The following is a 24,091-nucleotide window of genomic DNA, read 5'->3' as shown; positions in this document are numbered from 1 at the left end:
TTATAACGTGGAATTAAGTAGACTGATACAACATCCTGAGGAGATGAACAAGGAGACACTTTACGATCTCCGGGCACTGTTAGCACTCTATCCGTACTATCAGACAGCCCGCCTTTTGATGTTGCAGAACCTCTACCTGCTCCACGACCCGAGTTTCGACGAGGAACTGAGAAAGGCTGCTATCTATATCACCGACCGAAAGGTGATATTCAGAATGGTGGAGGCGGCTCACTATCAACTCAAGAAGGAAACCAATCGGGAAGAGAAGAAGGCAGGAAATGCCAACAATGCTTCCGACCGAACTTCCGACTTGATAGACAACTTCCTCGAGTCGATACCCAATGATGCCGAAGAGGAGAAAGACGCGGCACAGAAAAACAAGCGAAAGCCTACGCCTGCCGATGCTGCCGTCGACTATGTGGCTTATCTGATGGAGACAGAAGATGCGGAACAGGAAAAGGACAACAACTCCTCACGCACGCTGGCGCTTATCGACGACTTCATTGACGATGGAGGATTTCAGTTGCCTAAGCTCGATGCTACAGCTGATGCTGAGCTGGAATACAAACCTGCCATAGATGACGACGAGGTCAACAGCAACAGCGAGACTACAGAGAACAGCGGTATCTTCACCGAAACACTCGCACGCATCTATATCAAACAGGGCAAGTACGAGAGAGCGCACGAAATCATTGAGCGACTCTATCATAAACAACCCAACAAGAGCGCATACTATACAGACCAGATGCGATTCTTGGAGAAACTGATAATAAATAGTAAAAATAATAAATAACAAAAATCAAAAATGGCTTACACATTATTTGTAGTTTTAATCGTCCTGGCTTCATTGCTGATGATTTTCATCGTGCTCATCCAGGAATCTAAAGGTGGTGGACTTGCTTCCAACTTCTCTTCAACCAACTCTATCATGGGAGTTCGCAAGACTACCGACTTAGTAGAAAAATTGACATGGGGACTCGCTGCAGCGATGGTTTTCCTCAGTGTTGCTTGTGCTTATGTGGCTCCTCAGGCTATCGGCGACAATAGCGTGATGGAAGGTGCTACACAGGAACAGACAGCGTTGCCTGCTATGCCAGGTGCTAACAGCGATGCTGCCAAGAAGGTTGCGCCTGCTGCTCAGAATGCTGCTGAAAAGGCTGCTCCTGCGGTGCCTGCAACTCCTGCAAAGTAATTTTTTAGAAAAAAATGCGGAATTTGTTTGGTTATTCCAAATAAATTCCGTACCTTTGCACTCGCTTAAAAGAAATAACTCTTTTTAAAGCCAAATGGTGGATGTAGTTCAGTTGGTTAGAGCGTCAGATTGTGGTTCTGAATGTCGTGGGTTCGAGTCCCACCTTCCACCCAAGATAAACCCTGTAAATCGTAAGATTTGCAGGGATTCTTGTTTTTTATACCTGATACCTTCGTCTACTGTCAGAAAAGTTTTGTATTTTTGCAACAGCAATGGAATCTTCAACTAAAACATACAGCAAATGAAAATTATCGTATCAGAAGAGATAGAAACAGTTTGCCCCAAATTCGTAGGGGCTTGTGTGGAAGCCAATGTACAGAACTCGTCTTATTGCCAGGAACTGTGGGACGAGATTAACGCCCTTGGCGAGAAATACAGAGACACGCTGACTACAGAGTCGCTGAAGGAAATGAGTGGCATTGCCGCCACAAGGAAGGTTTATCGTGCCTGCGGAAAAGATCCTTCGCGCTATCGTCCTGCTTCCGAGGCGCTCATCAGGAGAATGCTTCAGGGCAAACAACTCTATCAGAGAGACACGCTCGTCGACCTGGTCAACCTTGCCAGCATCGCATTCGGTTACAGCATCGGAGGATTTGATGCCGACAAGTTTGAGGGCGATAGACTAACACTGGGCGTTGGCAAGGCCGGTGAACCTTATGAGGGAATAGGAAGAGGAAACATCAATATTGAGGGACTGCCTGTATACAGAGACAGTTTGGGAGGCGTTGGAACGCCAACCAGCGACAATGAGCGCACCAAGATGATGTCAGACACTTCTCATCTTGTGGTGCTTATTAATGGCTATGATGGAAACGAGCAACAGGTGCGTGCCAATGCCGAATACATACAGTCGTTGCTCAAAAAATACTGTAAGAGCGATGGAGGTTCTTATTTCATATATAAGTAACGGCAACTTTCGCAAATAGGGAAGTTAGAGAATTTAACTTCTCTAACTTCTCTAACTTCTTTAAATGAAAATATACTTCAGTACGAATAAAATCGCCAATACCCACATGGTGATGCTCAACTTCTTGAAGCTTCCACACAGTGCGTTGATAAGTACATAACTGATCATACCGCACAGGATTCCGTCGGAAATGCTATATGTGAGCGGCATCATCACGATGGTGATGAAGGCAGGAATCGACTCGGCATAGTCGTTCATATTGATATCCTTGATGGGCGACATCATAAACAAGCCCACGATGACGAGCACAGGAGTGGTAGCGGCAGCAGGAACTGACAGGAACAGGGGAGCGAAGAACAATGCTATCAGGAAGCAGACTGCTGTGACAAAAGCCGTGAGACCTGTCCTACCGCCCTGGGCTACGCCTGATGCACTCTCCACGTATGTAGTGGTGGTACTGGTTCCGAAGCAGGCTCCTGTCACTGTTGCCACAGCATCAGCCATGAAAGCCTTGTTCAGTCCATGTATCTTGCCGTCTGGGCTCATCATGCCAGCCTTGGTACATACGCCAACCAGGGTGCCCATAGTGTCGAACATATCGATAAAGAGAAATGTCAGCACAATGATTACCATGTCGATAGAGAAAATGCGGGAGAAGTCAAACTGACAGAAAATAGGGGTAATCGAAGGAGGAATGTCTATCAGACCCGTAATCTTCGTAATGCCCATAGGAATACCAATCAGCGTGGTGGCGATGATGCCGATAAGCAGACTTCCAGGTACTTTCTTGATGACAAGCACACTGGTGATGACGATGCCTATGGCACCCAACAGGGCTGAGCCTTCTGTTATTTTTCCTATCGTCACAAGAGTGGCGGCATTGGCAGCTACGATGCCTGCATTCTTCAGACCTATGAAGGCGATAAAGAGGCCGATACCTGCACCAATGGCACGTTTCAGAGAGGCAGGAATGGCATCAACCATCAGCGAACGAATGCCTGTTGCTGACAGGATGATAAAGATGAAACCCTCGATAAGTACTGCCGTGAGCGCCATTTGCCAGGGATAGCCCATGGTGAGGCACACGGTGAAGACGAAGAAGGCGTTCAGTCCCATGCCGGGAGCCAGTCCGAAAGGTTTCTTGGCATATATTGCCATGATGAGTGTTCCTACTACAGCAGCCAGTACTGTGGCGGTGAATACTGCGTGTGTATCCATGCCCTGAGAGGCAAGACTACTGAAGATGTTGGGGTTTACGGCGAGGATGTAGGCCATGGTGAGGAAGGTGGTAATACCTGCCGCGATCTCTGTTTTCAACTTGTTTTGAGCTGGGTCAAAACCGAATAATTTTTTCAGCATGATTTGTTGTTTTTATTTTTACGTTTTTCAAACATTTCTCTAAGTCCACAAATCGGAATGTGAGTTTGCCTTCGTTATGTGTCTCCTCCTTCACTTTCTTCCATCCTGCTTGGTTTAAGCATTCCACCTCGTTGGCTGTGAGAGGAAAGAAGGCATCTGCCTGTTGTGGCGTATCTTCTACGATGGTGAGGTACAGACGAGTGGCAAGACTGAGGGCTGACCGATAGAGCATGGCTCCGCCGATGACGAACACTTCTTTCTCGCCTTGGTCGCGGCATCGGGAAAGGGCTTCTTCCAAACTGCGGCACACCTCGTATTGAAGTGCTGATGCATGAGACAATTCTCTGTTTTTTGATTCTGCTTCATTCGCAGATGTCATCTCTGCACTCTGTTCCTTCCTCATTGTCTTGGAGACGATGATGTTGCGCCTGTTGGGCAAAGGTCCGTTGGGCAACGACAGATAAGTCATCCTGCCCATGATGACGGTATGTCCCGTGGTGAGCGTCTTGAATCGCTGCATGTCCTGCCTGATAGGGTAGAGCAGATGGTTGTAAAAACCGATGGCGCCATTCTGGGCAATGCAGGCGATGAGGCTTATTTCTTGCTGTTTTACCATGTGATGACAGGCTTGTCGGTTTCGGGTACGTGGCTGCTCTTTATCTTCCATTCTTGTGGGTAGAGATTGTTGGCACGGTTGCCGATGTTCTTCTCCCAGCCTAAAGGAATTCCACGATAGGTGACGAGCACATAGCCGCGCGGTGTGCCTTCAGGCAGATTGACAGCCTCTTTGCGCAGATAGCGCAAGGTATCGGTATAATTGAGTTCTACCTGTGGAAAAGTTTGGCGTGACAAGTCGATAGACAGCGCCAGACTTTGTGCAGGGATGAGTGAGGCTTTAATGGTTCCTATCTCGATGCCAGCGTGCAGAACTTTGAGGTTGGGAGATGCGCTGTCAAAGATGTTGCTCCATGACTCCGATATGGCGTACAGATGATCGCCTATGCGTGCGCCCTGATAGGATTCTGGATGATTGATCCAGTCCTGGGGGATGTGTAAATAGGGTGAGTTGCCCCTGCTTTTTCCCTTTATTTTTTTTCTGCTCTTGTTATATCTGTCGGATTTGATATCGAGTGTCTCTGCATCCTCGTTCTTTCGCATGACGGTGAGGAAGAGTCCTTCGCCGCGTGTCTTGCCAGGCAGAAAACGATATACAGGGAAATTGTGGTGAGTCAGATTGCCCGTGATGCCCCACGCCTCGTCAATATCGAGTTCTACAGGTTCTGCTCCCTTCATGTAGATGATGTGGGCTGCGTTCAACTCGTCCTCGAGTTTGTTGAAGGTGCAGGTAGAGTAGATAAGCAGTCCGCCAGGTTTGAGGCAGGGCCAAATGTCCTCGATGATGCTGCGTTGCAGAGAACTGCAGTTGTTTACATTGTCAATGCTCCATTCGCTTATTGCCCCGTCGTCTTTGCGGAACATGCCTTCTCCCGAACAGGGCACATCAGCGAGGATGACATCAAAGAGAACGCCAGCCTTCTGGAAATCCTTGGGGTAGTTATTGGTAACGATAACGTCGGGGTGTCCGAACTTCTGCATGTTCTCTGCGAGAATCTGTGCTCGTGTGCGCATGGGTTCATTGCTGAAGAGCAGACTGCCGTCGGGAAGGACATTACGCACGGCTGTAGACTTTCCGCCAGGTGCAGCACAAAGGTCGAGCATGACAACAGGCTCGTGAATGAGTTGTCTTACCACGAGGTCGACAAACATGGAAGAGGCTTCCTGGGCATAATACAGACCGGCATGGAAGAGTGGGTCGAAGGTGAAGTTGGGCCTTTCTGTAAGGTATCTGCCATAGTCGGGACACCAGGGCACAATAGAGGCAGCTGTTTTTTCCGACTCATTATGTGTCTTCACTTCGGCTTCAGCATCCGTGTTGCTATTGTCGGCAAGATGCGTTCCCTGTGGCGCTTTGAACCGATTGAGTCTGATACTTGTTGGCGGCTCTGAATGACAGATGGCGTCGGAAAGTTGCGCAAACATTTCCTCACCCATCAGTTCCTGGGTTTGCTGTATAAACTCTTCTGGTAATATCTTGGTCATGATGTAGTGTTATTGCTTATTGTCAGAAGTCGATGTCGAAGACGTCTTCTGCGTTTTTGTTTTCTTTCTTTTGTTTGGGCTGAGGCGGATTCTTCAGATTTCCCTTCTCGTCGAAGAGTCCGTAGGTAGTACGCAGCACGATAAACTCGGTGCGTCGGTTCAGCTGGTTGCATATTTCCTGATGCTCTTTGGTCTGCTTGGTGATAAACTCGGTGGTGAGCACGTCGCCTTCCTTGAGCCATGGATATTTCTCGGTCATCTTCTTGCGTACTGTCTTCGGCTTTTCCCATCCGTAACCTCTTGGCGTGAGCCTGTCTTTGGCTATGCCGTGGGCGATGAGATAGTCGACTACAGCCTGAGCCCTTCGTTGCGAGAGGCGTTGATTGTATTCGGCACTTCCCTTATAGTCGCAATGGGCTCCCAACTCAATGGTTACATTAGGGTTCTCCTTGAGCAGCGCTGTGAGCTCGTCGAGAGCCTTGGTGCTGGCAGGTGTAAGGGTGGCTTTGTCGAAATCGTAGAAGATGTTGTCGATAAGAACCGGGGCTGTGATAGAAGCCAAGGGGAACTGCAGCACATATTCCTTGCTCTCTTTGGCGGTGTCGACACGCAGTTCTTCCTTGTGATTGAGGAATCCCTTGCACGATGCCATCAGCAGATAGTCCACATGAGGCTTGATGGGAAGAGTGAAAGAGCCGTCGCCCTTGACAGGCAGTTTCTTGTAGGTTCCGTCGTTGCCCACCACCATTACCTGTGCGGCAGTAAGCTCATAACCGCCCATCTCGTAAACCCATCCCTTGATGGTGGTAACGATTTCGGGGTTCTCGAACGAGTAGATATGGTCGTATCCGCGTCCGTCTTTACGGTTGGACGAGAAGAAGCCTCGGTTGTGAGGCCCCTCGAAGGTCATTCCGAAGTCGTCGCCCTCTGAGTTGAGTGGATAACCAGGATGTTCTATCTTGTATTGGCGGGTCTTGGCATCTACTTTGGCTATGTAGATGTCGAGTCCGCCCAGTCCGGGATGTCCGTTGCTGCTGAAGTACAGGTCGCCATTGGGGCGGAAGGTAGGAAACATCTCGTCGCCAGGAGTGTTGACAGGTTCGCCAAGGTTCTCTACTCCTCCCAGTCCGGCAGCCGTAAGTCTGACGCGCCAGATGTCGAGTCCGCCCATTCCTCCAGGCATGTCGGAAACGAAGTAGAGCCATTCTCCATCGGGCGAGATGGCAGGATGGGCATAGCTGCTCAGTGTGTCTTTCGTCACTTCCAGCATCGTGGCTTTTCCCCAAGCCGCATCCGAACGTGGTGAGGTGGCTATCTGTGCATAACGTGGCGATGAGGGGTCGGTGACACACTGGGTGAGATACATTTCCCTGCCATCGGGCGTAAAGCAGCAGGCTCCCTCATCATAGTCGGTGTTCAGTCCGGTGCCTATGGCCTCGGGTTTGCTCCATTTCCCTCGGTCGTCTTTTTCTGAGAGGAAGATGTCGCCAGCCTTGGTGCCTGTGATTCCACTCAGTTCGTCTCCCAGCGCCTCGTTGCGTGTCGAGGTAAAATAAAGTTGGTCGTAGTCATCGCCGAAGAGTACGGGCGAATAGTCGTGGCGTCGTGAGTTGAAGACATCCATGCGTTTTACGATGTATCGGCTTCCCTGCTTCTTCCATTCGGGTGCCATCTGTGCCGACTTCAGTCCGTTGGCAACGAGCTGGTTTCCAGGCATGGAGTCTTTGAGCATCAGGAACACCTTCTCAGCCTGTCGGTAGTCGCCATTCTTGAGCAACTGTCGGGCATAGGCCAGTTGGTCTTCCTTCGATGCCTGGTTGTAGCGTATGGCGTTTCGATAGGCAGCTATGGCTTTGGGTGTGGCATTGATGCGCTGGTAGCATTGAGCCATCTTCAGAGCCCGTTTTCCACGGGTGTCGCGCTCCTTGGCTGGCGTACGTGTGTAAGCCTGCTTGAACTGGTCGGCGGCATCGTAGTATTCGCCTAAGGCGAGAAACTTCTCGCCTTTCTTCATATACTTGTCTGCTCCACAGCTCATCAGCAGGAGGCTGCTGATGAGCAAGAGCATTGTGTTCCGTCTAATATGTTTCATATTAGGATAACGTAAAAAGGGGTGAATTATTTTTTCTTACCAGAGATTTACTCAACTTCCGTACATGCGAAACCTCAGAGATTTACATCTTGTCGAATGGCAGTCTGTACTGGCATCCTTCCTTCCAGTTGCTGCATCCGTAGGCTGTCTTTCCCTTGATGATGGTTCCCTTTCCACACAGTGGGCAGGGCTTGCCTACTATTGAAGTCTTTGAAGCTGCCGAAGGCTTTCTTGCCGTTGTTTTCTTGGCTGCAGGCTTTTTCTTGAGGTCTTCCTCGGTGGTTATGGTGACGTGGCGTGCGCTGTTGTCCGACAGCACGTCTTTCACAATCTGGTTGATCTGTTCCTTCAGTCCGTTGATGAAGTCGGCAGGGTCGTAGGTCTTGTGCTCTATGTCGCGCAACTTCTTCTCCCAGATACCTGTCAGCTCGCAGCTTTTCAGCAGTTCCTCGTTGATGGTGTCGATGAGTTCGATACCCGTAGGTGTGGCAACGAGGTTTTTTCGCTGTCGCCTTATGTAGTGTCGCTTGAAGAGGGTTTCGATGATGCCGGCACGCGATGAAGGTCTGCCTATTCCGTTCTCCTTCAGGGCAGCGCGCAGTTCTTCGTCTTCCACAAACTTTCCAGCCGTCTCCATGGCTCTGAGCAGCGAGGCTTCGGTGTAGTATTTGGGCGGTGTGGTCCACTTCTCCGTGAGTGTAGGCTTGTGGTCACCGCTCTCTCCCTTCACGAATGCAGGCAGGGTGCGTTCTTCTACGTTTTCCTTCTTGCTGTTGTTGCCGTCAGTCTCCTCCTCGTCGGTGTTTTTGTTGTTTGACTCCTTGGCATATACATCTCTCCAGCCTGGTTCGAGTATTTCCTTGCCGCTCACTTTGAATTCCACCTTCTGTTCTTTACCGTCAGTCTCGCCGATTACTTCGCCCAGAACGGTTGTGGTAGAGAACTTGCAGTCAGGATAAAAGATACTGATGAAGCGCTTGGCAATGAGGTCGTACACATTGGCTTCCATATCTGTAAGTCCCGAGGGTGGCACTCCTGTAGGGATGATGGCATGGTGGTCGGTCACTTTGCTGTTGTCGAACACCTTTTTGCTCTTGGGCAGTTTCTTTCCTGTTGCTGCCAGTAGCTGTATCAGGGGCAGGTATTTCTGCTGGCTGTTGATTTTTGCCTGACTCACACCATTGAGAATCTGAGGACATTTGGGGTAGATGTCGTCGGTAAGAAACTGGGTGTCCACACGAGGATAGGTAGTAAATTTCTTCTCGTAGAGGCTCTGTATGAGCTTGAGCGTCATGTCGGCAGAATAGCTGAACTTCTTGTTGCAGTCCACCTGCAGCGATGTGAGGTCGTAGAGGTGAGGTGGCGCCTCGGTGCCTTTCTTCTTGGTGACAGCAGTCACGGTGAAGGGCTTTCCGGCGATGGTGCTGAATGCTTTCTCGCCTTCCTCCTTGCTGGTGAATTTACCGCTTGTGGCAGTAAACTGTGTGTCGCGATAGATGGTGGCAAGCACCCAGTAGGGTTCTGGCTCGAAGTTGTCGATTTCTTTCTGTCGGTTCACGATGAGTGCAAGGGTGGGAGTCTGCACACGTCCTATGCTGAGCACCTGTCTGTTCTGTCCGTATTTCAGGGTGTATAGACGTGTGGCGTTCATTCCGAGTATCCAGTCGCCTATGGCACGTGAGAGTCCGGCAAGGTAGAGCGGCTGATACTCACTCTGGTCTTTCAGTTCCTGAAATCCCTGTCGGATGGCTTCATCGGTCATTGATGAAATCCAGAGTCGCTTTACGGGACATTTGGCCTGTGCTTTCTGCATCACCCATCTCTGTATGAGCTCACCTTCCTGTCCGGCGTCACCACAGTTGATGATGCTGTCGGCCGCCTGCATCAGTCGCTCTATGGTACCAAACTGTCGCTTGATGCCTTCGTCATTGATGAGCTTGATGCCGAATCTTTGTGGAATCATGGGCAGGGCCGAAAGGCTCCATCTTTTCCACATGGGGGTATAGTCGTCGGGTTCCTTCAGCTCACACAAGTGGCCGAAGGTCCAGGTTACTTGGTATCCGTTACCTTCCATATATCCGTCGTGTGCCGAGTTTGCGCCTATGATGCGGGCTATGTCTTTGGCAACACTGGGTTTCTCTGCTATACAAACTATCATTCTTTATTCTTATTTCTGTTTGCAAAGGTACAACAAAATAATGAGAAAGGCATCATTTCAGCTCCTTTTTCTCATGGCAGAGAATAAAAAAGCCCCGTAAGGCTTGGAGGGGGAGGCATAAGTTTTTTAGGATATAGAAAAGGCACGGATTACAAGGATTACACGGAATTATGGTGCTAATAAAAGCAAAGCGATAATCATCTCGTATAAATCCGTGTAATCCGTGCCTAAAAAAACAACGAGATTACTCGTACTCCTGCCAACTCTTAATCTGCAGGTCGTCCTGCGAGAGTGTGCAGAAAGCCTCGATGAAAGCAGAGGCTAAGCGTGCGTTGGTCATCAATGGAATGTTGTGGTCGATGGCACCGCGACGGATTCTGTAACCATTGGTAAGCTCTCGCTTGGTATGGTTTTTAGGAATGTTCACGATGAGGTCGAACTTGTGGTCGGCAATCATTTCCATGACGTTAGGCATGTCCTTGTGATCCTCGTCGGGCCAAGCCACGGCAATAGCCTTCACATGATTGTCGTTGAGGAACTTGGCAGTTCCCTCGCTGGCATAAACGGTGTAGCCGTTCTTTACCAGAGCCTGGGCGGCATCGAGCATGGAAGCCTTCTCCTTGGTGCCGCCGCTCGAAATCATGATGCCCTTCTCCTTTGAAGGAATCTTGTAGCCTGTGGCAATCAGCGAGTTGAGCAAAGCCTCCTCGAAGGTGTCGCCCATACAGCCTACCTCACCTGTAGAACTCATGTCGACGCCAAGTACTGGGTCCGCGTTCTGCAAACGGGCGAATGAGAACTGTGAAGCCTTCACACCCATGCGGTCGATATCGAAAGCCGACTTGTCTGGCTTCTGGTAAGGAGCATCGAGCATGATGCGTGTAGCTGTCTCGATGAAGTTGCGCTTCAATACCTTGCTTACGAATGGGAAAGAGCGGGAAGCACGCAGGTTGCACTCGATCACCTTCACGTCGCGACCCTTGGCCAGATACTGGATATTGAAAGGACCAGAGATGTTGAGCTCCTTGGCAATGGCACGTGAGATCTTCTTGATCTGACGGGCTGTGGCGAAGGAAATCTGCTGAGCAGGGAAGGTCATCGTAGCGTCGCCGGAGTGAACACCCGCATACTCTACGTGCTCTGAGATACCGTACTCTACTACCTCGCCGTTCTGAGCCACACCGTCGAACTCTATCTCGTTGGTCTCTGTCATAAACTGAGAGATAACCACAGGGTACTCCTTGGAAACCTCAGAAGCAGCCTCGAGGAAGCGACGCAACTCATCATCGTCGTGGCAAACGTTCATGGCTGCGCCAGAAAGAACATATGATGGACGAACGAGCACAGGATAGCCTACCTCGTCGATGAACTTCTGAACATCCTCCATCGAGGTGAGGGCGCTCCACTTAGGCTGGTCGATGCCCAACTTGTCGAGCATGGCAGAGAACTTACCGCGGTTCTCGGCACGGTCGATGTTCACAGGAGATGTACCGAGGATTGGCACAGACTGGCGATGGAGCTTCATAGCCAGGTTGTTAGGAATCTGACCACCTACAGATACAATCACACCACGTGGTGACTCCAGGTCGATGACATCGAGAACACGCTCGAACGAAAGCTCATCGAAGTAGAGACGGTCGCACATATCGTAGTCGGTAGACACGGTCTCGGGGTTGTAGTTGATCATGATAGACTTGTAGCCCAGCTTGCGGGCTGTGTTGATGGCATTGACCGAACACCAGTCGAACTCTACGGACGAACCGATGCGGTAAGCACCCGAACCCAGTACGATGACCGATTTCTCGTTCTTGTAGTAGTTGATGTCGTAACCCTCTACGGCGTAAGTCATGTAGAGATAGTTGGTCAGGTCGGGATGCTCGCTGGCCACAGTAGGGATGCGCTTCACGGCAGGCAGGATGTTCAGCTTCTTGCGCTGGGCACGAACAGCGAGAACCTCCTTCTCCATATTGGTGTCCTGTGTCTTCAGTACGAAGCGGCCTATCTGGAAGTCAGAGAAACCCAAAACCTTGGCTTCGCGCAAAATCTCGGCAGGAATTTCCTCCAAAGTGTTGTATTCAGAAAGCTTGTGCTTGTAGTCTACAATATTCTTCATGCGCTCGATGAACCAAGGGTCGATCTTGGTCAACTCCTCGATGCGCTCGATGGTGTAGCCTTCCTCCAGAGCCTGGGCGATGGCGAAGATACGGAGGTCGGTAGGATTGGAAAGCTCCTCGTCCAGGTTGTCGAACTTGGTGTGGTCGTTGCCTACGAAACCGTGCATTCCCTGACCGATCATGCGCAGACCCTTCTGGAGCATCTCCTCGAAAGAGCGGCCGATAGACATGATTTCACCTACCGACTTCATCGAAGAACCGATCTTGCGGCTTACACCGGCAAACTTGGTAAGGTCCCAACGGGGAATCTTACAGATCATATAGTCGAGTGAAGGAGCCACATAGGCCGAGTTGGAAGTTCCCATCTCACCTATCTGGTCGAGTGTATAGCCAAGGGCAATCTTGGCAGCCACAAAGGCGAGCGGATAACCGGTAGCCTTAGAGGCAAGAGCAGACGAACGGCTCAGACGGGCATTGATCTCGATGATGCGATAGTCGTTGGTCTCGGCATTGAAGGCATACTGGATGTTGCACTCGCCAACAATCTGCAGATGGCGCACGCACTTCACGGCAATGTCCTGCAGCATCTTCACCTGCTCATCGGTAAGCGAACAGGTAGGAGCCACAACGATAGACTCGCCCGTGTGAATGCCCAATGGGTCGAAATTCTCCATAGAGGCAACGGTGAAGCAACGGTCGTTGGCATCGCGGATGCACTCAAACTCAATCTCCTTCCATCCCTTCAGGCTCTCCTCTACGAGCACCTGAGGAGCGAAAGTAAAGGCCGACTCAGCAATCTCCTTGAACTCCTCCTCAGTCTTGCAGACACCAGAGCCGAGACCGCCAAGGGCATAAGCCGAACGAATCATGATAGGATAGCCTATCTTGCGGGCAGCGTCGACAGCCTCTTCCATGTTCTCGCAGGCGTGGCTTACCGGCACCTTGAGGTCAACCTTGTTGAGCTCCTTCACGAAGAGGTCGCGGTCTTCGGTGTTCATGATAGCTTCTACCGATGTGCCGAGAACCTGCACACCGTATTCCTTGAGCACACCGCTAAGATAGAGTTCTGTACCCACGTTGAGGCCAGTCTGTCCACCCCATGCGAGCATGATGCCGTCGGGGCGCTCCTTCTTGATGATTTCAGTTACAAAAAAAGGTGTCACTGGCAAGAAATAAACCTTGTCTGCGATACCTTCACTTGTCTGAATCGTTGCAACATTGGGATTGATGAGGATGGAACTGATACCCTCCTCACGCAAAGCCTTGAGGGCTTGCGAACCGGAATAGTCAAACTCACCTGCCTGGCCGATTTTCAAAGCACCGGAACCCAGTACGAGGACTTTCTTAAGCTGTTTCTTCATCATTATTTTTATAACTATAAGTTTGTTCTTGAATTGTATCTAATGCTTAGGGTTGTATTTGGGTTGTTTAGGTCAAATACACTATTTCTGGATGCAAAGTTACATCATTTTTTTGACTTCTGCAAATTTCTTTGCCTATTAAATAATATCAATAAAAATATTTTTCTTTTAAGAATGTTTTGAGTTTGTGATATTTTTATTACTTTTGCAAACGTTACAGAAAATATACAAGACATAAAATTTATAGCAAAAAGATTCTTATACAACAATGAAAGTCGGATTATTCGTCCCTTGCTATGTAGATGCGCTTTATCCAGAAGCGGGTGTGGCTACATACAAGTTGCTCAGACATTATGGGCTTGAAGTGGGATATCCAGAAAGACAAACCTGTTGTGGTCAGCCGATGGCAAATGCTGGCTTTCAGGACAAGTCTATGAAGGTGATAGAAACCTTCGATGATATCTTCAAAGATTATGACTACATCGTGGCACCTTCAGCCTCGTGTGCAGCCTATGTGAGAGTTTATTACCCTAAGATTTTGGAGGGCAAGCACGACTGCGTGGCTTCAAAAAAGATTATGGACATTGTGGAGTTTCTGCACGATGTGCTCAAGGTCGACCACGTGCCGGGCAAGTTTGCCCATGTGGTGAGTGTACACAACAGTTGCCATGGCGTGAGGGAGTTGGGACTTTCCTCCCCCTCAGAGCAGCATGTAGCTCCTTTCAACAAGATCATCGACCTGTTGCAGATGGTTGAAGGAATCACCATCCACGAGCCCGAGCGCAAGGATGAGTGCTGTGGTTTCGGCGGCATGTTCTCCATTGAGGAGCCTGCCGTGTCCACACGAATGGGCGAGGACAAGATTCGTCGCCACATGGCTACAGGTGCCGAGTATGTGACCGGTCCCGACTCTTCGTGCCTCATGCACATGGCAGGCATTGCCAAGAAAGAGAAGATGCCCATCAAGTTTATTCATGTTGTACAAATACTATCTGCAGGACTATGAGTACAGAACATTCCAAGAGAGCTGCGAAGTTTACGCAGGACGTAGAGAAGACCACCTGGCACGACAACACCTTCTGGTCGGTGCGCCAGAAGAGAGACAACATGGCGCAGCAGTTGCCCGAATGGGAAGACCTTCGCGAGCATGCGTCAGAAATCAAGAAACATACCATCACCCATCTGGCCGATTACCTCGATATGTTCTCCAAGAATCTGGAGAGCCGTGGTGTCAAGGTGCACTGGGCAAAGGATGCACTGGAGTTCAACGAGATAGTGCTCGGTATCCTCAAGGATCACAACGTGAAAAAGATGGTGAAGTCGAAGTCGATGCTTACCGAGGAATGCGAGATGAATCCTTACCTCGAACAGCATGGCATTGATGTGGTGGAAACCGACCTGGGAGAGCGCATCATACAGTTGCTGCACCAAAAGCCCAGCCACATCGTGATGCCCGCCATCCACCTGAAGCGTGAGGAAGTGGGAAGAATGTTTGAGGAGAAAGGCATCTCCAAGGAAACAGGCAACTACGACCCGACATACCTGACCCGCTGCGCCCGTCATCATCTCCGCGACCAGTTTATGGAGGCAGGAGCCGGAATGACAGGCTGCAACTTTGGTGTGGCAGCCACAGGCGACTGTGTGGTATGCACCAACGAGGGCAATGCCGACATGACAACCTCCATGCCCAAGCTCCACATCGTGGCAATGGGTATAGAGAAGTTGGTTCCCGACTATCAGTCTTTGGCCGTGTTCCAGCGCCTGCTTTGTCGTTGCGGTACAGGTCAGCCCACCACCACTTATACCTCTCATTTCCGTCAGGCCCGTCCGGGCGCCGAGATGCACGTGGTGCTGGTAGACAATGGCAGAAGCGACATCCTTGCCGACAAGGACCACTGGCAGACGCTGAAGTGCATGCGTTGTGGCGCCTGTATGAATACCTGCCCCGTCTATCGCCGTTCGGGAGGATACAGTTACACCTATTTCATCCCCGGCCCTGTCGGTGTAAACCTGGGCATGCTGAAGAATCCACAGCAGTATGCCGACAACGTATCAGCCTGCACCCTGTGCCTGTCATGCGACAATGTCTGTCCTTCCAAGGTAGGACCAGGCTCGCAGATCTATTTATGGCGTCAGAATCTGGAGAAGCTGGGCAAGGCCGACCCCATCAAGAAAGCTATGTCCAACGGAATGAAGTATCTCTTCGATCATCCTTCGCTCTATACCACGGCCCTGAAGTTTGCACCCCTTGCCAATCTTGTGCCAGAGTGCTGTACACACTTCAGCCGTCTGAATGCATGGGGCATCGGACACGCCATGCCCAAGTTTGCGAAGAAATCGTTTCATCAATTATGGAAGGAGGGGAAGTAAAATGAAAAAAGAAGAATTGCTGAACAAACTGCGTAAGAATACGCACGTTCAATTCGATATGCCTGCCGTGGAAGTGAAGGGCATCCAATACGAGGATACTTTGAGACAGTTCGTTGAGATGACAGAGTCAGTGGGAGGACACGTGATAGAGGCCAAGGAAGGCGAGAGCCTTGACGAACTGGTGAAGAGAGCATATCCTGAGGCAAAGGTTTTCGCCTCTCATCTTCCAGAGATAACGATAGCTCAGAAGAACCCCGATACGGTGGCAGAGGCCAACGATCTGAATGGCACGGATGTGGGAATAGTTCGTGGAGCATTGGGCGTGGCAGAGAACGGCTGCGTATGGATTCCACAGACGATGAAGGAGAAGGCCGTGCTTTTCATCTCCGAGTATCTCGTCATCATCTTGGAGAAAGATAAGGTGGTGAACAATATGCATGAGGCTTATGCCCGTATCGAAATGGATCCGAAGTACAACTTCGGCACATTTATCAGCGGTCCTTCAAAGACTGCCGATATAGAGCAGGCTCTCGTCATGGGAGCACAGGCTGCACGAGGTGTGACGGTTATACTCTTGTAAAAGACAGAATACTGCATTTATAAATAAGGTATAATTGCTGGCAAGTATGCAAAAAACGGCTGTTAACTCACATAACAAAAATCCCGAAGCTCACTATCGTGTGAACTTCGGGATTTCTCTTTATACTGTCCATTCATAGGTGTCATAAACCACGCCTCTTCCTCCGTATCCTTCCTTGTGGGCAATAAGACCTTCGTTAATCCATGCTCCTTGCTGTTCTGTAGAACTGCCGAAATCCAGGTATGGATAATCGGGGTAATCATGATACATAATCTGCTCGTAGATAGCCTCCATGGCTCCGAATTCCTTTCCCTCATCGTTGGTAGAACTATATTGTCCGTGTATTACTTGCTGGGTAATATAAAAGGTGAGGCCTCCTATGATGTGCCCGTTGCGATAAGCATTGTATTGGATGATATTCTCGGGGAATCGACTTTTCAGAAGTTCCATTTCCTGAAGCGTGTGTACCGGTTTGGCTCCAAATCGCTTTTCCAGGTTCTCATCCAAAACCTCCCAGAATTCCGACAGACTTGCATCTCTCACTACGGTCACTCCATTCTGATGAGCCTTCTTCAGACGGCGTAGATGGTCTTTGCGCCAGCGCAATTTCTGCTGCATGAAGATGGTTGTGCCGATATTGCGGAGCGAAAGATAGGCCTTGCATTTCCAGAAGATGGCATAGAGATCTTCTTCTGAAGGATGGAGATGATAGATCCAGGGAATAGGACGATACTGTACCTTCTCGAAACCCTGAAGGCGCAGATAGACATTCAGTTCCTCAAAGAGTTGGCAGACATCTGAAATCGTGACGTGGATGTTCATGATCAGTCCGCCATAGGTGAGTCCGAAATGTGAGCAGAGGGTCTTGCCTACCTGATGGGCTGGCAGGATGGAATGAAGCTTTCCCTTCTTGAAGAATAGGAGAGAATAGTCCTTGAACCGGTCGGAATGGTAATCCATATAGTTGCGGTAAAAGAGAAACGTAGCGTTTCGGGCTTTTGCCACATACTCATCCCATTGCTGGCGAAATTCGGGTGCGTATTTGATGATTTCAAACATGATGTCTTGTGTATTGAGTAGTATCAAATATGATGTCTTACATATTTGAGATATTCGTCATATTCGCGTATATAGTCTTCTTCCTTAAACTTTTTGGAGGCAAGTACCAGGCAAAGGGAGCCGGAAGAGAAATCATCCAGTGTCCGCCAGATATTGACATCTACGAACAAGCCTTCCCAAGGATGGTTGAGATGATAGGTCTTCTTTTGCTCTCCGTCATCGAGCGTGACGGAGAAGGAACCGTTGGCTGCAATGATGAATTCCTGACATTCCTTGTGGGCATGGCCCCCACGGCTTTCTCCGCCCGGAACGTCGTAGGTCCAGTAGGCACGGGCAATGGCAAAGGGAATGTTAGTCTCTCCCTCTGCCACTGTCAGGTTGCCTCTTGGGTCGAATATCTTGGGTAATGTGATGATTCTTCCTAATTCTTTCATGTCTTATTTCTTCATGTATGGGTCTGTGCCGAGTACGGTCTTAGCCAGACGCTTTGCCTTGTCGCGCAGGGCATTCAGGTCGTCGCCCTTCTCGCCGTAGCAGAGAACGACTCCCATGCGGCGGCCTACGTGAGCCTCTGGCTTGCCGAAGATGCGGATGCAGGTGTGGTCTTCCTTCAGGGCATCCATCATGTTATAGTGTAATGGCTCGGTGCTCTCTTCTGGTGAGAGGATGACGGCTGAACAGCCGATGTGCTCGAGATGGATGCCGGCGATGGGTAAGCCCATCACTGCACGGAAGTGAAGCTCAAACTCGCTCAGGTTGGTGGTGTGACCCAGGGTCACCATACCAGTGTCGTGAGGACGTGGACTCAGCTCTGAGAAGATGACTTCGCCCTGCTTGCTCAGGAAGAATTCTACGCCCCAAAGTCCGGCACCAGTAAGGGCCTTGGTGACTTCGGCTGCTATGTGCTGAGCCTTCTTCAGGGCTTCCTCTGGAAGCTGGAAGGGCTGCCAACTCTCACGATAATCGCCGCCTTTCTGTACGTGGCCGATAGGTGGGCAGAAGAGGGTAGGGCCGTCTTTCTGTGTGACGGTGAGGAGCGTGAACTCAGAATCGAAGTCGATGAATTCTTCGATGATCACTTCCTTGACGTCGCCACGGCCTTCCTCCATGGCTTCCTTGTATGCTTCTACCAGCTCGTCGTCGTTGTGAACATAGCTTTGTCCGTGACCGCTGGAACTCATCAGTGGCTTCACTACGCATGGGAAGCCGATCTCGTCGGCTGCGTTCTTAAACTCCTCGAAGGTCTTGGCATAGAAATACTTGGCTGTGCGCAGTCCCAGTTCCTTGGCTGCCAGGTCGCGGATGGCACGGCGGTTCATGGTGTAGTTGACGGCGCGTGCTGAAGGCACAACCTGAATGCCCTCTTTCTCGAAGTCGAAGAGTCGCTCGGTGCGGATGGCTTCAATCTCAGGCACGATGATGTCTGGGTGATGTTTCTCTACCACAGCGGTCAATGCGTCGCCATCAAGCATTGAGAACACTTCTCGCTCGTCGGCTACCTGCATGGCTGGTGCATTGTCATACTTGTCGCAAGCGATGACGTACTGTCCTGCGCGCTTTGCGGCGATGGTAAACTCTTTGCCCAGTTCGCCTGAGCCCAAAAGCATAATCTTCTTCATTATATTATAAGTTAAATTTCTTTCTGATAAATTCGGCGATAAACTTCTCGGTTTCCTCCAACCCTAAGAGGCTACTATTGATGCAGAGGTCGTAGCTCTCGCTGTGCCCCCATCTCTTACCAGTGTAATAGTCGTAGTAAGAGGCGCGTTGCTCTTCATGACTTTCTATAAACTTGCGTGCTGCTTCGGCTGTGATGCCCTTGCGTTTGCTTACAGCTTCGATGCGGTCGTCGATGTTGGCGGTGATGAAGATATTGATCACATTCTTGTAGTCACGCAGCACATAATCGGCGGTTCTGCCTACGAAAACGCAGTTGCCCTGGTCGGCAGCCTTCTTGATGGCATCGCTCTGAAATTTATACAAGCCTTCTTGTGAGAAGTCGTTATGATAAAAGTTGTTGTCGCTCAAGAATGGTAGATGTGTATGGAAAATCGACTTGAAGAAGCCCTTCTGTTCATCGTTCTGTTCGAAAAACTTCTCTGAAAAACCGCTCTCCTTGGCTGCAAGATTTAAGAGCTCTCGATCGTAGCACTTACAACCGAAGTCCTCTGCCAACTTCTCTGCGATGATATGGCCACCGCTTCCTATCTGGCGACCTACGTTTATGATAATCTTATTCATAAGTCTAAAATTTTAGCTGTTAACTGTTAACCTCAACCGTTATTCATTAACATTAACTTTCATGTTTTCTCTATGTTGTTTCTTCAACTTGTTCATGTACCACAACATCACGATTGCGGCGATGACTGCGGCTGAGAAGTCGGAGATAGGCATACTGTACCATACGCCGTCAATATCCCAGATCATCGGCAGGAAAGACAGGAGCGGCAGAAGAATGAGCAACTGTCTCGACAAGGAGAGGAAGATGCTGATCTTCACCTTTCCGATACATTGGAAGAAGTTCGTGATGACCATCTGGAACCCGATGATCGGGAAGCAGCACATCACCACTCTGATAGCCTTGATGCCCAGGTCTAACAGCGTTTTATCCGTAGTAAAGAGTCTTGCGCAGTAGTAAGGCAGGAACATCGCTATCAGCCATCCCGTCACCATGATGGCGGTGGCAGCAATGATGCTCAGGTTCAGTACACGCATCAGTCGGTCTATCTTCTGGGCACCATAGTTGTAGCCTGCAATAGGCTGCATTCCCTGGTTGACGCCTAAAACGAACATGATGAACACCATCGAAATACCGTTGGCTATTCCGTAGGCTCCCACCGAGAGGTCGCCTCCAAATCGCACTAACTGGTTGTTGATGAAGATGACGATGATGCAGGCGCACACGTTCATCAGGAAAGGCGAAATGCCGATGGCAATGATTTTTTCCACGAGTTTTCTCTTCAGCTTGTAGATTCCTTTCTTGAAGTGGAGCAGCTCGCTCTTGTTGCTGAAGAGCTTGATCTGCCACATCAGCGCCATCAGCTGCGATAGGATGGTGGCGATGGCGGCACCCTGTATTCCCCATTTGAAACCGAGGATGAAGAGGGCATCGAGTATCACGTTCATCACCACCGTGAAGATGGTGGCGTACATCGCCTGCTTGGGCTTGCTCGCAGCCCGGAGCAGGCCGTTCATGCCGAAATACATGTGGCTCACCACATTTCCCAGCAGGATGATGACCATATACTCGTGGGCATAGATGAGCGTCTGGTCGCTGGCTCCGAAGAATCTCAGGATAGGGTCGAGGAAGAGCAGACAGATGATGCTCAATCCGATACCGATGACGAGGTTCAGAGAAATCGTGTTACCTAAAATGTTCTGTGCTGTGGCATAATCTTTTTGTCCCAACTTCACGCTGATGGCTGTGGACGCTCCCACGCCAACACCGGCTCCGAAGGCGGTGGTGAGGTTCATGAAAGGGAAGGTGATGGCGAGACCCGAGATGGCCATGGCTCCCACACCCTGACCGATGAATACACGGTCAACAATGTTGTAGAGCGAGGAGGCGGTCATTGCAATCATTGCTGGCAGGGCGTACTGAATGAGCAGCTTGCCCACCGGCTTCGTACCTAATTCTAATGTTGCTTGCTTATTTTCCATGTGGCAAAATTACAAAAAAATATTGATACCTTGTCCGTTCTGTCCGAAAAAGTTGCCTCGATGGTGACAAATGGACAAAAATATGGCTTTTCGTTTGGTTATGTCGCAAGAAAAACTTACTTTTGCATCTTGTGACTAAAACCTTTTTCGGAGCAAATGAAACAAGTTGTACTTATATTCCTGTTGGCGGCATGCAGCATTCTGGCTCCTGCCCGCGTGGCTGACACCAACCTGGTGTCTTTCCCGGGTGGCAAGTGCCTGATGTACCGCATCTATCTGCAGGACAAAGACCTCGAACATAACCCCTTCTCGATCGACAGACCTGAGGAGTTTCTCTCTTCACGCTCGATAGAAAGACGCAAGCGACAGAAGCTGGCTGTCGACCTTACCGACCTGCCTATAGCTCCTGCCTATGTGGAGGCTGTACGCCAAGCCGGGGTTGAGATAGTGGGGAGGAGCAAGTGGAACAACACCTTGCTGGTGCGTGTTCATAAGGAGAAGCAGCTCAGGCGACTGCAGGAACTGCCCTTTATCACGCGCAAGGTAAAGGTCTTTGCCTCGCCCGACTCGGTGAGCCAGCGCAAACGAACCTCCTTCCGTAAGGAGCTGAGTCCCTGGGAGAGTAATGGCGAGACTTATGGTTCTGCCGATGCGCAGATCTCTTCTCTGGGTGGCAAGCGACTGCACGACAGTGGGTTTCGCGGCAAGGGCATGATGATAGCTGTCTTCGACGGGGGCTTTATGAATGTCGACAAGATTCCGGCTTTTCATGGCATCCGGTTGGCAGGACTGAAGGATTTTGTGGTTCCTCCCTCGGATAATATCTTCTCGGAGATGGAGCACGGCACGATGGTGCTTTCTGTCATGGCTGCCAATGTGCCTAATTATTATATAGGTGTGGCTCCCGAGGCCTCCTATCTGTTGGTGCGCTGCGAGGACGAGCGTACGGAGAGTCTTGCCGAGGAAGACTACTGGGCCGAGGCTGCCGAATATGCCGACAGTGTGGGGGTAGACGTCATCAATTCTTCTTTGGGATATCATGATTTCGATGATGCCTCTATGAGTCATCGTTATGCCGAGCAGGACGGACAGACGGCGCTCATCTCGCATACTGCCTCTATGTTGGCTGACAAAGGTATTGTCTGCGTCAATTCGGCTGGCAATGACGGTATGGGAACCTGGAAACGCATCAACTTTCCTGCCGATGCCAAGGATATTATCACTGTGGGAAGTGTCAATCCGCAAGGTGTCAATGCTCCCTTCAGTGCTGTAGGTCCTACTGCCGACGGACGCATCAAGCCTGATGTGATGGCGATGGGAAGTCCTACCTCTGTCATAACAGGACGTGGAAGCATCATCAACGACAATGGCACGTCTTTCTCCTCGCCCCTCGTGGCTGGCATGGTGGCTTGCCTGTGGCAGGCTTTCCCGCACAAATCTGCCCGACAGATCATCAAACTCGTCAGGTTGGCTGGCAATAATCAGCAGCATCCCGATAATATCTATGGATATGGTGTGCCCGACTTCTGGAAAGCTTACCTGACAGGGAAAGCGATTAAGTAGGAACGGTGATGAAAATATAAGAGTATGAAGCAAAGATTATCTCTCTATGAATTGAACTCGATGGTTCGTGATGCACTTTCGATGACTCTGCCCGACAGTTATTGGGTAGAGGCGGAACTGTCGGAGGTGCGCGAGGGGTATGGAGGTCATTGCTACATGGAACTGATAGAAAAGGAAGAACGCTCCAATACACCCATAGCCAAGGCTCATGCTGCCTGCTGGCGTAACCGCTGGATAAGCATACGCCCGCAGTTTGAGCAGGTTACAGGGCAAAGACTTCATGCCGGAATGAAGGTCCTTCTCAAGGTGCATGCCCAGTTCCACGAGAACTATGGCTTCTCATGGATCGTCGACGACATAGACCCCAACTATACGATGGGAGATATGGCTCGCAAGCGACAGGAAATCATCCGGACGCTGAAAGAAGAAGGTGTCTTTGATTTGCAGAAGGAACTGGCTCTCCCGATGTTCTGCCAGCGCATTGCGGTAGTGTCGAGTGCCACGGCTGCCGGTTATGGCGATTTCTGCAATCAACTTGCCGGCAACGATTATGGCTTGCAGTTCAAGACGGGCCTTTTTGCTGCCACTATGCAGGGCGAGGGCGTAGAGCAAAGTGTCATCGCTGCCCTCAATCGTATTGATGCTGAATATGAGGATTGGGATTGTGTGGTCATCATCCGTGGCGGTGGTGCCACCAGCGATCTCTCTGGCTTCGACACCCTGGCATTGGCAGAGAATGTGGCCAACTTCCCCTTGCCGATAATCACAGGTATAGGACATGAGCGAGACGAGAGTGTTCTCGACATGATCTCCTTCCAGAAGGTGAAGACGCCGACGGCGGCTGCCGCCTTTCTGGTTCAGCACCTCACGGATGTGTATGTCAGGGTGATGGAGGCACAGGAAACGATTGTGCAAAACGTGAAGCACCGCTTGCAAGTGGAGAAGATGCGGCTTGACCGTCTGAACAAAAGTATTCCTGTGCAGTTCTCGTTGGTGAAGACCCGTCAGGGTGCATATATCGACCGCCTGATGAACCGTCTCTCGCAGCAAGTGCTGTCTAAGGTGGCTGATGCGCAACGCAAGTTGGAGATTATCTCGCAGAATGTGCAGCCTGTCCTCGAAAGGAAGATGATGAGTGAGAGTCATCGCCTGCAGATGCTGGAACAGCGCATCAGGTCACAGGACCCGGAGCTGCTCTTGAAGCGCGGATACAGTATCACACTGCGGAACGGCAAGAGTGTTCGCTCGGCTTCGCTGTTGACTTCTGGTGACGTTATCATTACGAGATTCGCCGAAGGCACCGTCAAGTCGAAAGTGGAATAATTCCCCATACGCCTTGAGGCAATAGAAATGAATTCTCAGCACGCCCTTAGGCAATAGGAATGAATTCCCTATACGCCCTTAGGTAATAGGAATTTCCCTATACGCCCTGAAAGGGCAGAAGCTCTTAGCCCAGGGCAACGCCCTGGGTATAATGGCAATCAACAAGGCGCCCTGTAAGGTAAACAGCTTTATA

Annotated in this window: 19 protein-coding genes and 1 tRNA gene; 9 read left to right on the top strand and 11 right to left on the bottom strand. The window is 50.3% G+C overall.

What is annotated here, in order from left to right; genetic code table 11:
• Nucleotides 1-7 precede the first annotated feature (7 nt).
• The 4 genes from F7D20_RS00985 (at nt 8) to F7D20_RS00970 (ending at nt 2,159) form a co-directional block, all read left to right on the top strand.
• The gene (locus F7D20_RS00985; protein ID WP_022252276.1) at nt 8-793 is read left to right on the top strand and encodes a hypothetical protein; all 786 of its coding nucleotides are present in this window, start codon (nt 8-10) and stop codon (nt 791-793) included.
• A gap of 12 nt (nt 794-805) precedes the next feature.
• Complete coding sequence (secG, locus tag F7D20_RS00980) at nt 806-1,192, top strand: preprotein translocase subunit SecG (protein WP_158462401.1); 387 nt, start codon at nt 806-808, stop codon at nt 1,190-1,192.
• A 96-nt stretch (nt 1,193-1,288) separates the two neighbouring features.
• Nucleotides 1,289-1,364, top strand: a tRNA-His gene (locus F7D20_RS00975).
• A 129-nt stretch (nt 1,365-1,493) separates the two neighbouring features.
• A complete protein-coding gene (locus tag F7D20_RS00970; protein WP_158462400.1) occupies nt 1,494-2,159 on the top strand; it encodes a B3/B4 domain-containing protein in 666 nt (221 codons plus the stop codon).
• Between the two features lie 60 nt (nt 2,160-2,219).
• Here the strand turns inward: F7D20_RS00970 and F7D20_RS00965 are convergent, their stop codons facing one another.
• The 6 genes from F7D20_RS00965 to carB all read right to left on the bottom strand — a co-directional run bounded on the left by F7D20_RS00965 (nt 2,220) and on the right by carB (nt 13,343).
• Nucleotides 2,220-3,518: an NCS2 family permease gene (locus F7D20_RS00965; RefSeq protein ID WP_158462399.1), complete on the bottom strand. Its 1,299-nt coding sequence runs from the start codon at nt 3,516-3,518 to the stop codon at nt 2,220-2,222.
• The gene (locus F7D20_RS00960; protein ID WP_228114061.1) at nt 3,493-4,185 is read right to left on the bottom strand and encodes a dihydrofolate reductase; all 693 of its coding nucleotides are present in this window, start codon (nt 4,183-4,185) and stop codon (nt 3,493-3,495) included. Before F7D20_RS00960 ends, F7D20_RS00965 begins: the two co-directional genes overlap by 26 nt.
• Complete coding sequence (locus F7D20_RS00955; protein WP_158462398.1) at nt 4,128-5,618, bottom strand: methyltransferase RsmF C-terminal domain-like protein; 1,491 nt, start codon at nt 5,616-5,618, stop codon at nt 4,128-4,130. Before F7D20_RS00955 ends, F7D20_RS00960 begins: the two co-directional genes overlap by 58 nt.
• Before the next feature lie 22 nt (nt 5,619-5,640).
• Nucleotides 5,641-7,710, bottom strand: a complete 2,070-nt coding sequence (locus tag F7D20_RS00950) for an OmpA family protein (protein WP_158462397.1) — start codon at nt 7,708-7,710, stop codon at nt 5,641-5,643.
• Between the two features lie 82 nt (nt 7,711-7,792).
• A complete protein-coding gene (locus tag F7D20_RS00945; RefSeq protein ID WP_158462396.1) occupies nt 7,793-9,868 on the bottom strand; it encodes a DNA topoisomerase 3 in 2,076 nt (691 codons plus the stop codon).
• 244 nt (nt 9,869-10,112) lie between these two features.
• Nucleotides 10,113-13,343 (bottom strand): carbamoyl-phosphate synthase (glutamine-hydrolyzing) large subunit, encoded by a 3,231-nt coding sequence (carB, locus tag F7D20_RS00940; RefSeq protein ID WP_158462499.1) that lies wholly within the window; start codon nt 13,341-13,343, stop codon nt 10,113-10,115.
• 268 nt (nt 13,344-13,611) lie between these two features.
• Here carB and F7D20_RS00935 point away from each other — a divergent pair, with 268 nt between their 5' ends.
• The 3 genes from F7D20_RS00935 to F7D20_RS00925 are packed head-to-tail and all read left to right on the top strand — an operon-like array spanning nt 13,612 to nt 16,293.
• Complete coding sequence (locus F7D20_RS00935) at nt 13,612-14,349, top strand: (Fe-S)-binding protein (RefSeq protein WP_022252285.1); 738 nt, start codon at nt 13,612-13,614, stop codon at nt 14,347-14,349.
• Nucleotides 14,346-15,713, top strand: coding sequence for a lactate utilization protein B (locus tag F7D20_RS00930; protein ID WP_158462395.1), 1,368 nt, complete (start codon nt 14,346-14,348; stop codon nt 15,711-15,713). The genes F7D20_RS00935 and F7D20_RS00930 overlap by 4 nt, the downstream gene beginning before the upstream one ends.
• 1 nt (nt 15,714) lies before the next feature.
• Nucleotides 15,715-16,293 carry a LutC/YkgG family protein gene (locus F7D20_RS00925; protein ID WP_158462394.1) on the top strand — a complete coding sequence of 193 codons (579 nt, stop codon included), beginning with the start codon at nt 15,715-15,717 and terminating at the stop codon, nt 16,291-16,293.
• 120 nt (nt 16,294-16,413) lie between these two features.
• Here the strand turns inward: F7D20_RS00925 and F7D20_RS00920 are convergent, their stop codons facing one another.
• From F7D20_RS00920 to F7D20_RS00900, 5 genes are read right to left on the bottom strand one after another with little or no spacing between them, the layout of a single operon-like run.
• Complete coding sequence (locus F7D20_RS00920) at nt 16,414-17,352, bottom strand: GNAT family N-acetyltransferase (RefSeq protein WP_158462497.1); 939 nt, start codon at nt 17,350-17,352, stop codon at nt 16,414-16,416.
• Between the two features lie 23 nt (nt 17,353-17,375).
• Nucleotides 17,376-17,786 carry a sugar 3,4-ketoisomerase gene (locus F7D20_RS00915; RefSeq protein WP_158462393.1) on the bottom strand — a complete coding sequence of 137 codons (411 nt, stop codon included), beginning with the start codon at nt 17,784-17,786 and terminating at the stop codon, nt 17,376-17,378.
• 3 nt (nt 17,787-17,789) lie between these two features.
• A complete protein-coding gene (gene purT, locus F7D20_RS00910; RefSeq protein ID WP_158462392.1) occupies nt 17,790-18,971 on the bottom strand; it encodes a formate-dependent phosphoribosylglycinamide formyltransferase in 1,182 nt (393 codons plus the stop codon).
• A 4-nt stretch (nt 18,972-18,975) separates the two neighbouring features.
• A complete protein-coding gene (locus F7D20_RS00905; protein WP_158462391.1) occupies nt 18,976-19,593 on the bottom strand; it encodes an AAA family ATPase in 618 nt (205 codons plus the stop codon).
• A 39-nt stretch (nt 19,594-19,632) separates the two neighbouring features.
• Nucleotides 19,633-21,012 (bottom strand): MATE family efflux transporter, encoded by a 1,380-nt coding sequence (locus F7D20_RS00900; RefSeq protein WP_158462390.1) that lies wholly within the window; start codon nt 21,010-21,012, stop codon nt 19,633-19,635.
• A gap of 156 nt (nt 21,013-21,168) precedes the next feature.
• Here F7D20_RS00900 and F7D20_RS00895 point away from each other — a divergent pair, with 156 nt between their 5' ends.
• Together F7D20_RS00895 and xseA are read left to right on the top strand one after the other, a co-directional pair.
• A complete protein-coding gene (locus F7D20_RS00895; RefSeq protein WP_158462389.1) occupies nt 21,169-22,575 on the top strand; it encodes a S8 family peptidase in 1,407 nt (468 codons plus the stop codon).
• Nucleotides 22,576-22,599: 24 nt separating this feature from the next.
• Nucleotides 22,600-23,898: an exodeoxyribonuclease VII large subunit gene (gene xseA, locus F7D20_RS00890; protein ID WP_158462388.1), complete on the top strand. Its 1,299-nt coding sequence runs from the start codon at nt 22,600-22,602 to the stop codon at nt 23,896-23,898.
• Nucleotides 23,899-24,091 lie beyond the last annotated feature (193 nt).

The sequence above is a fragment of the Segatella copri genome, assembly GCF_009495355.1.
Classification (GTDB): Bacteria; Bacteroidota; Bacteroidia; order Bacteroidales; family Bacteroidaceae; genus Prevotella.
This window is presented reverse-complemented; position numbering and strand designations above follow the sequence as displayed.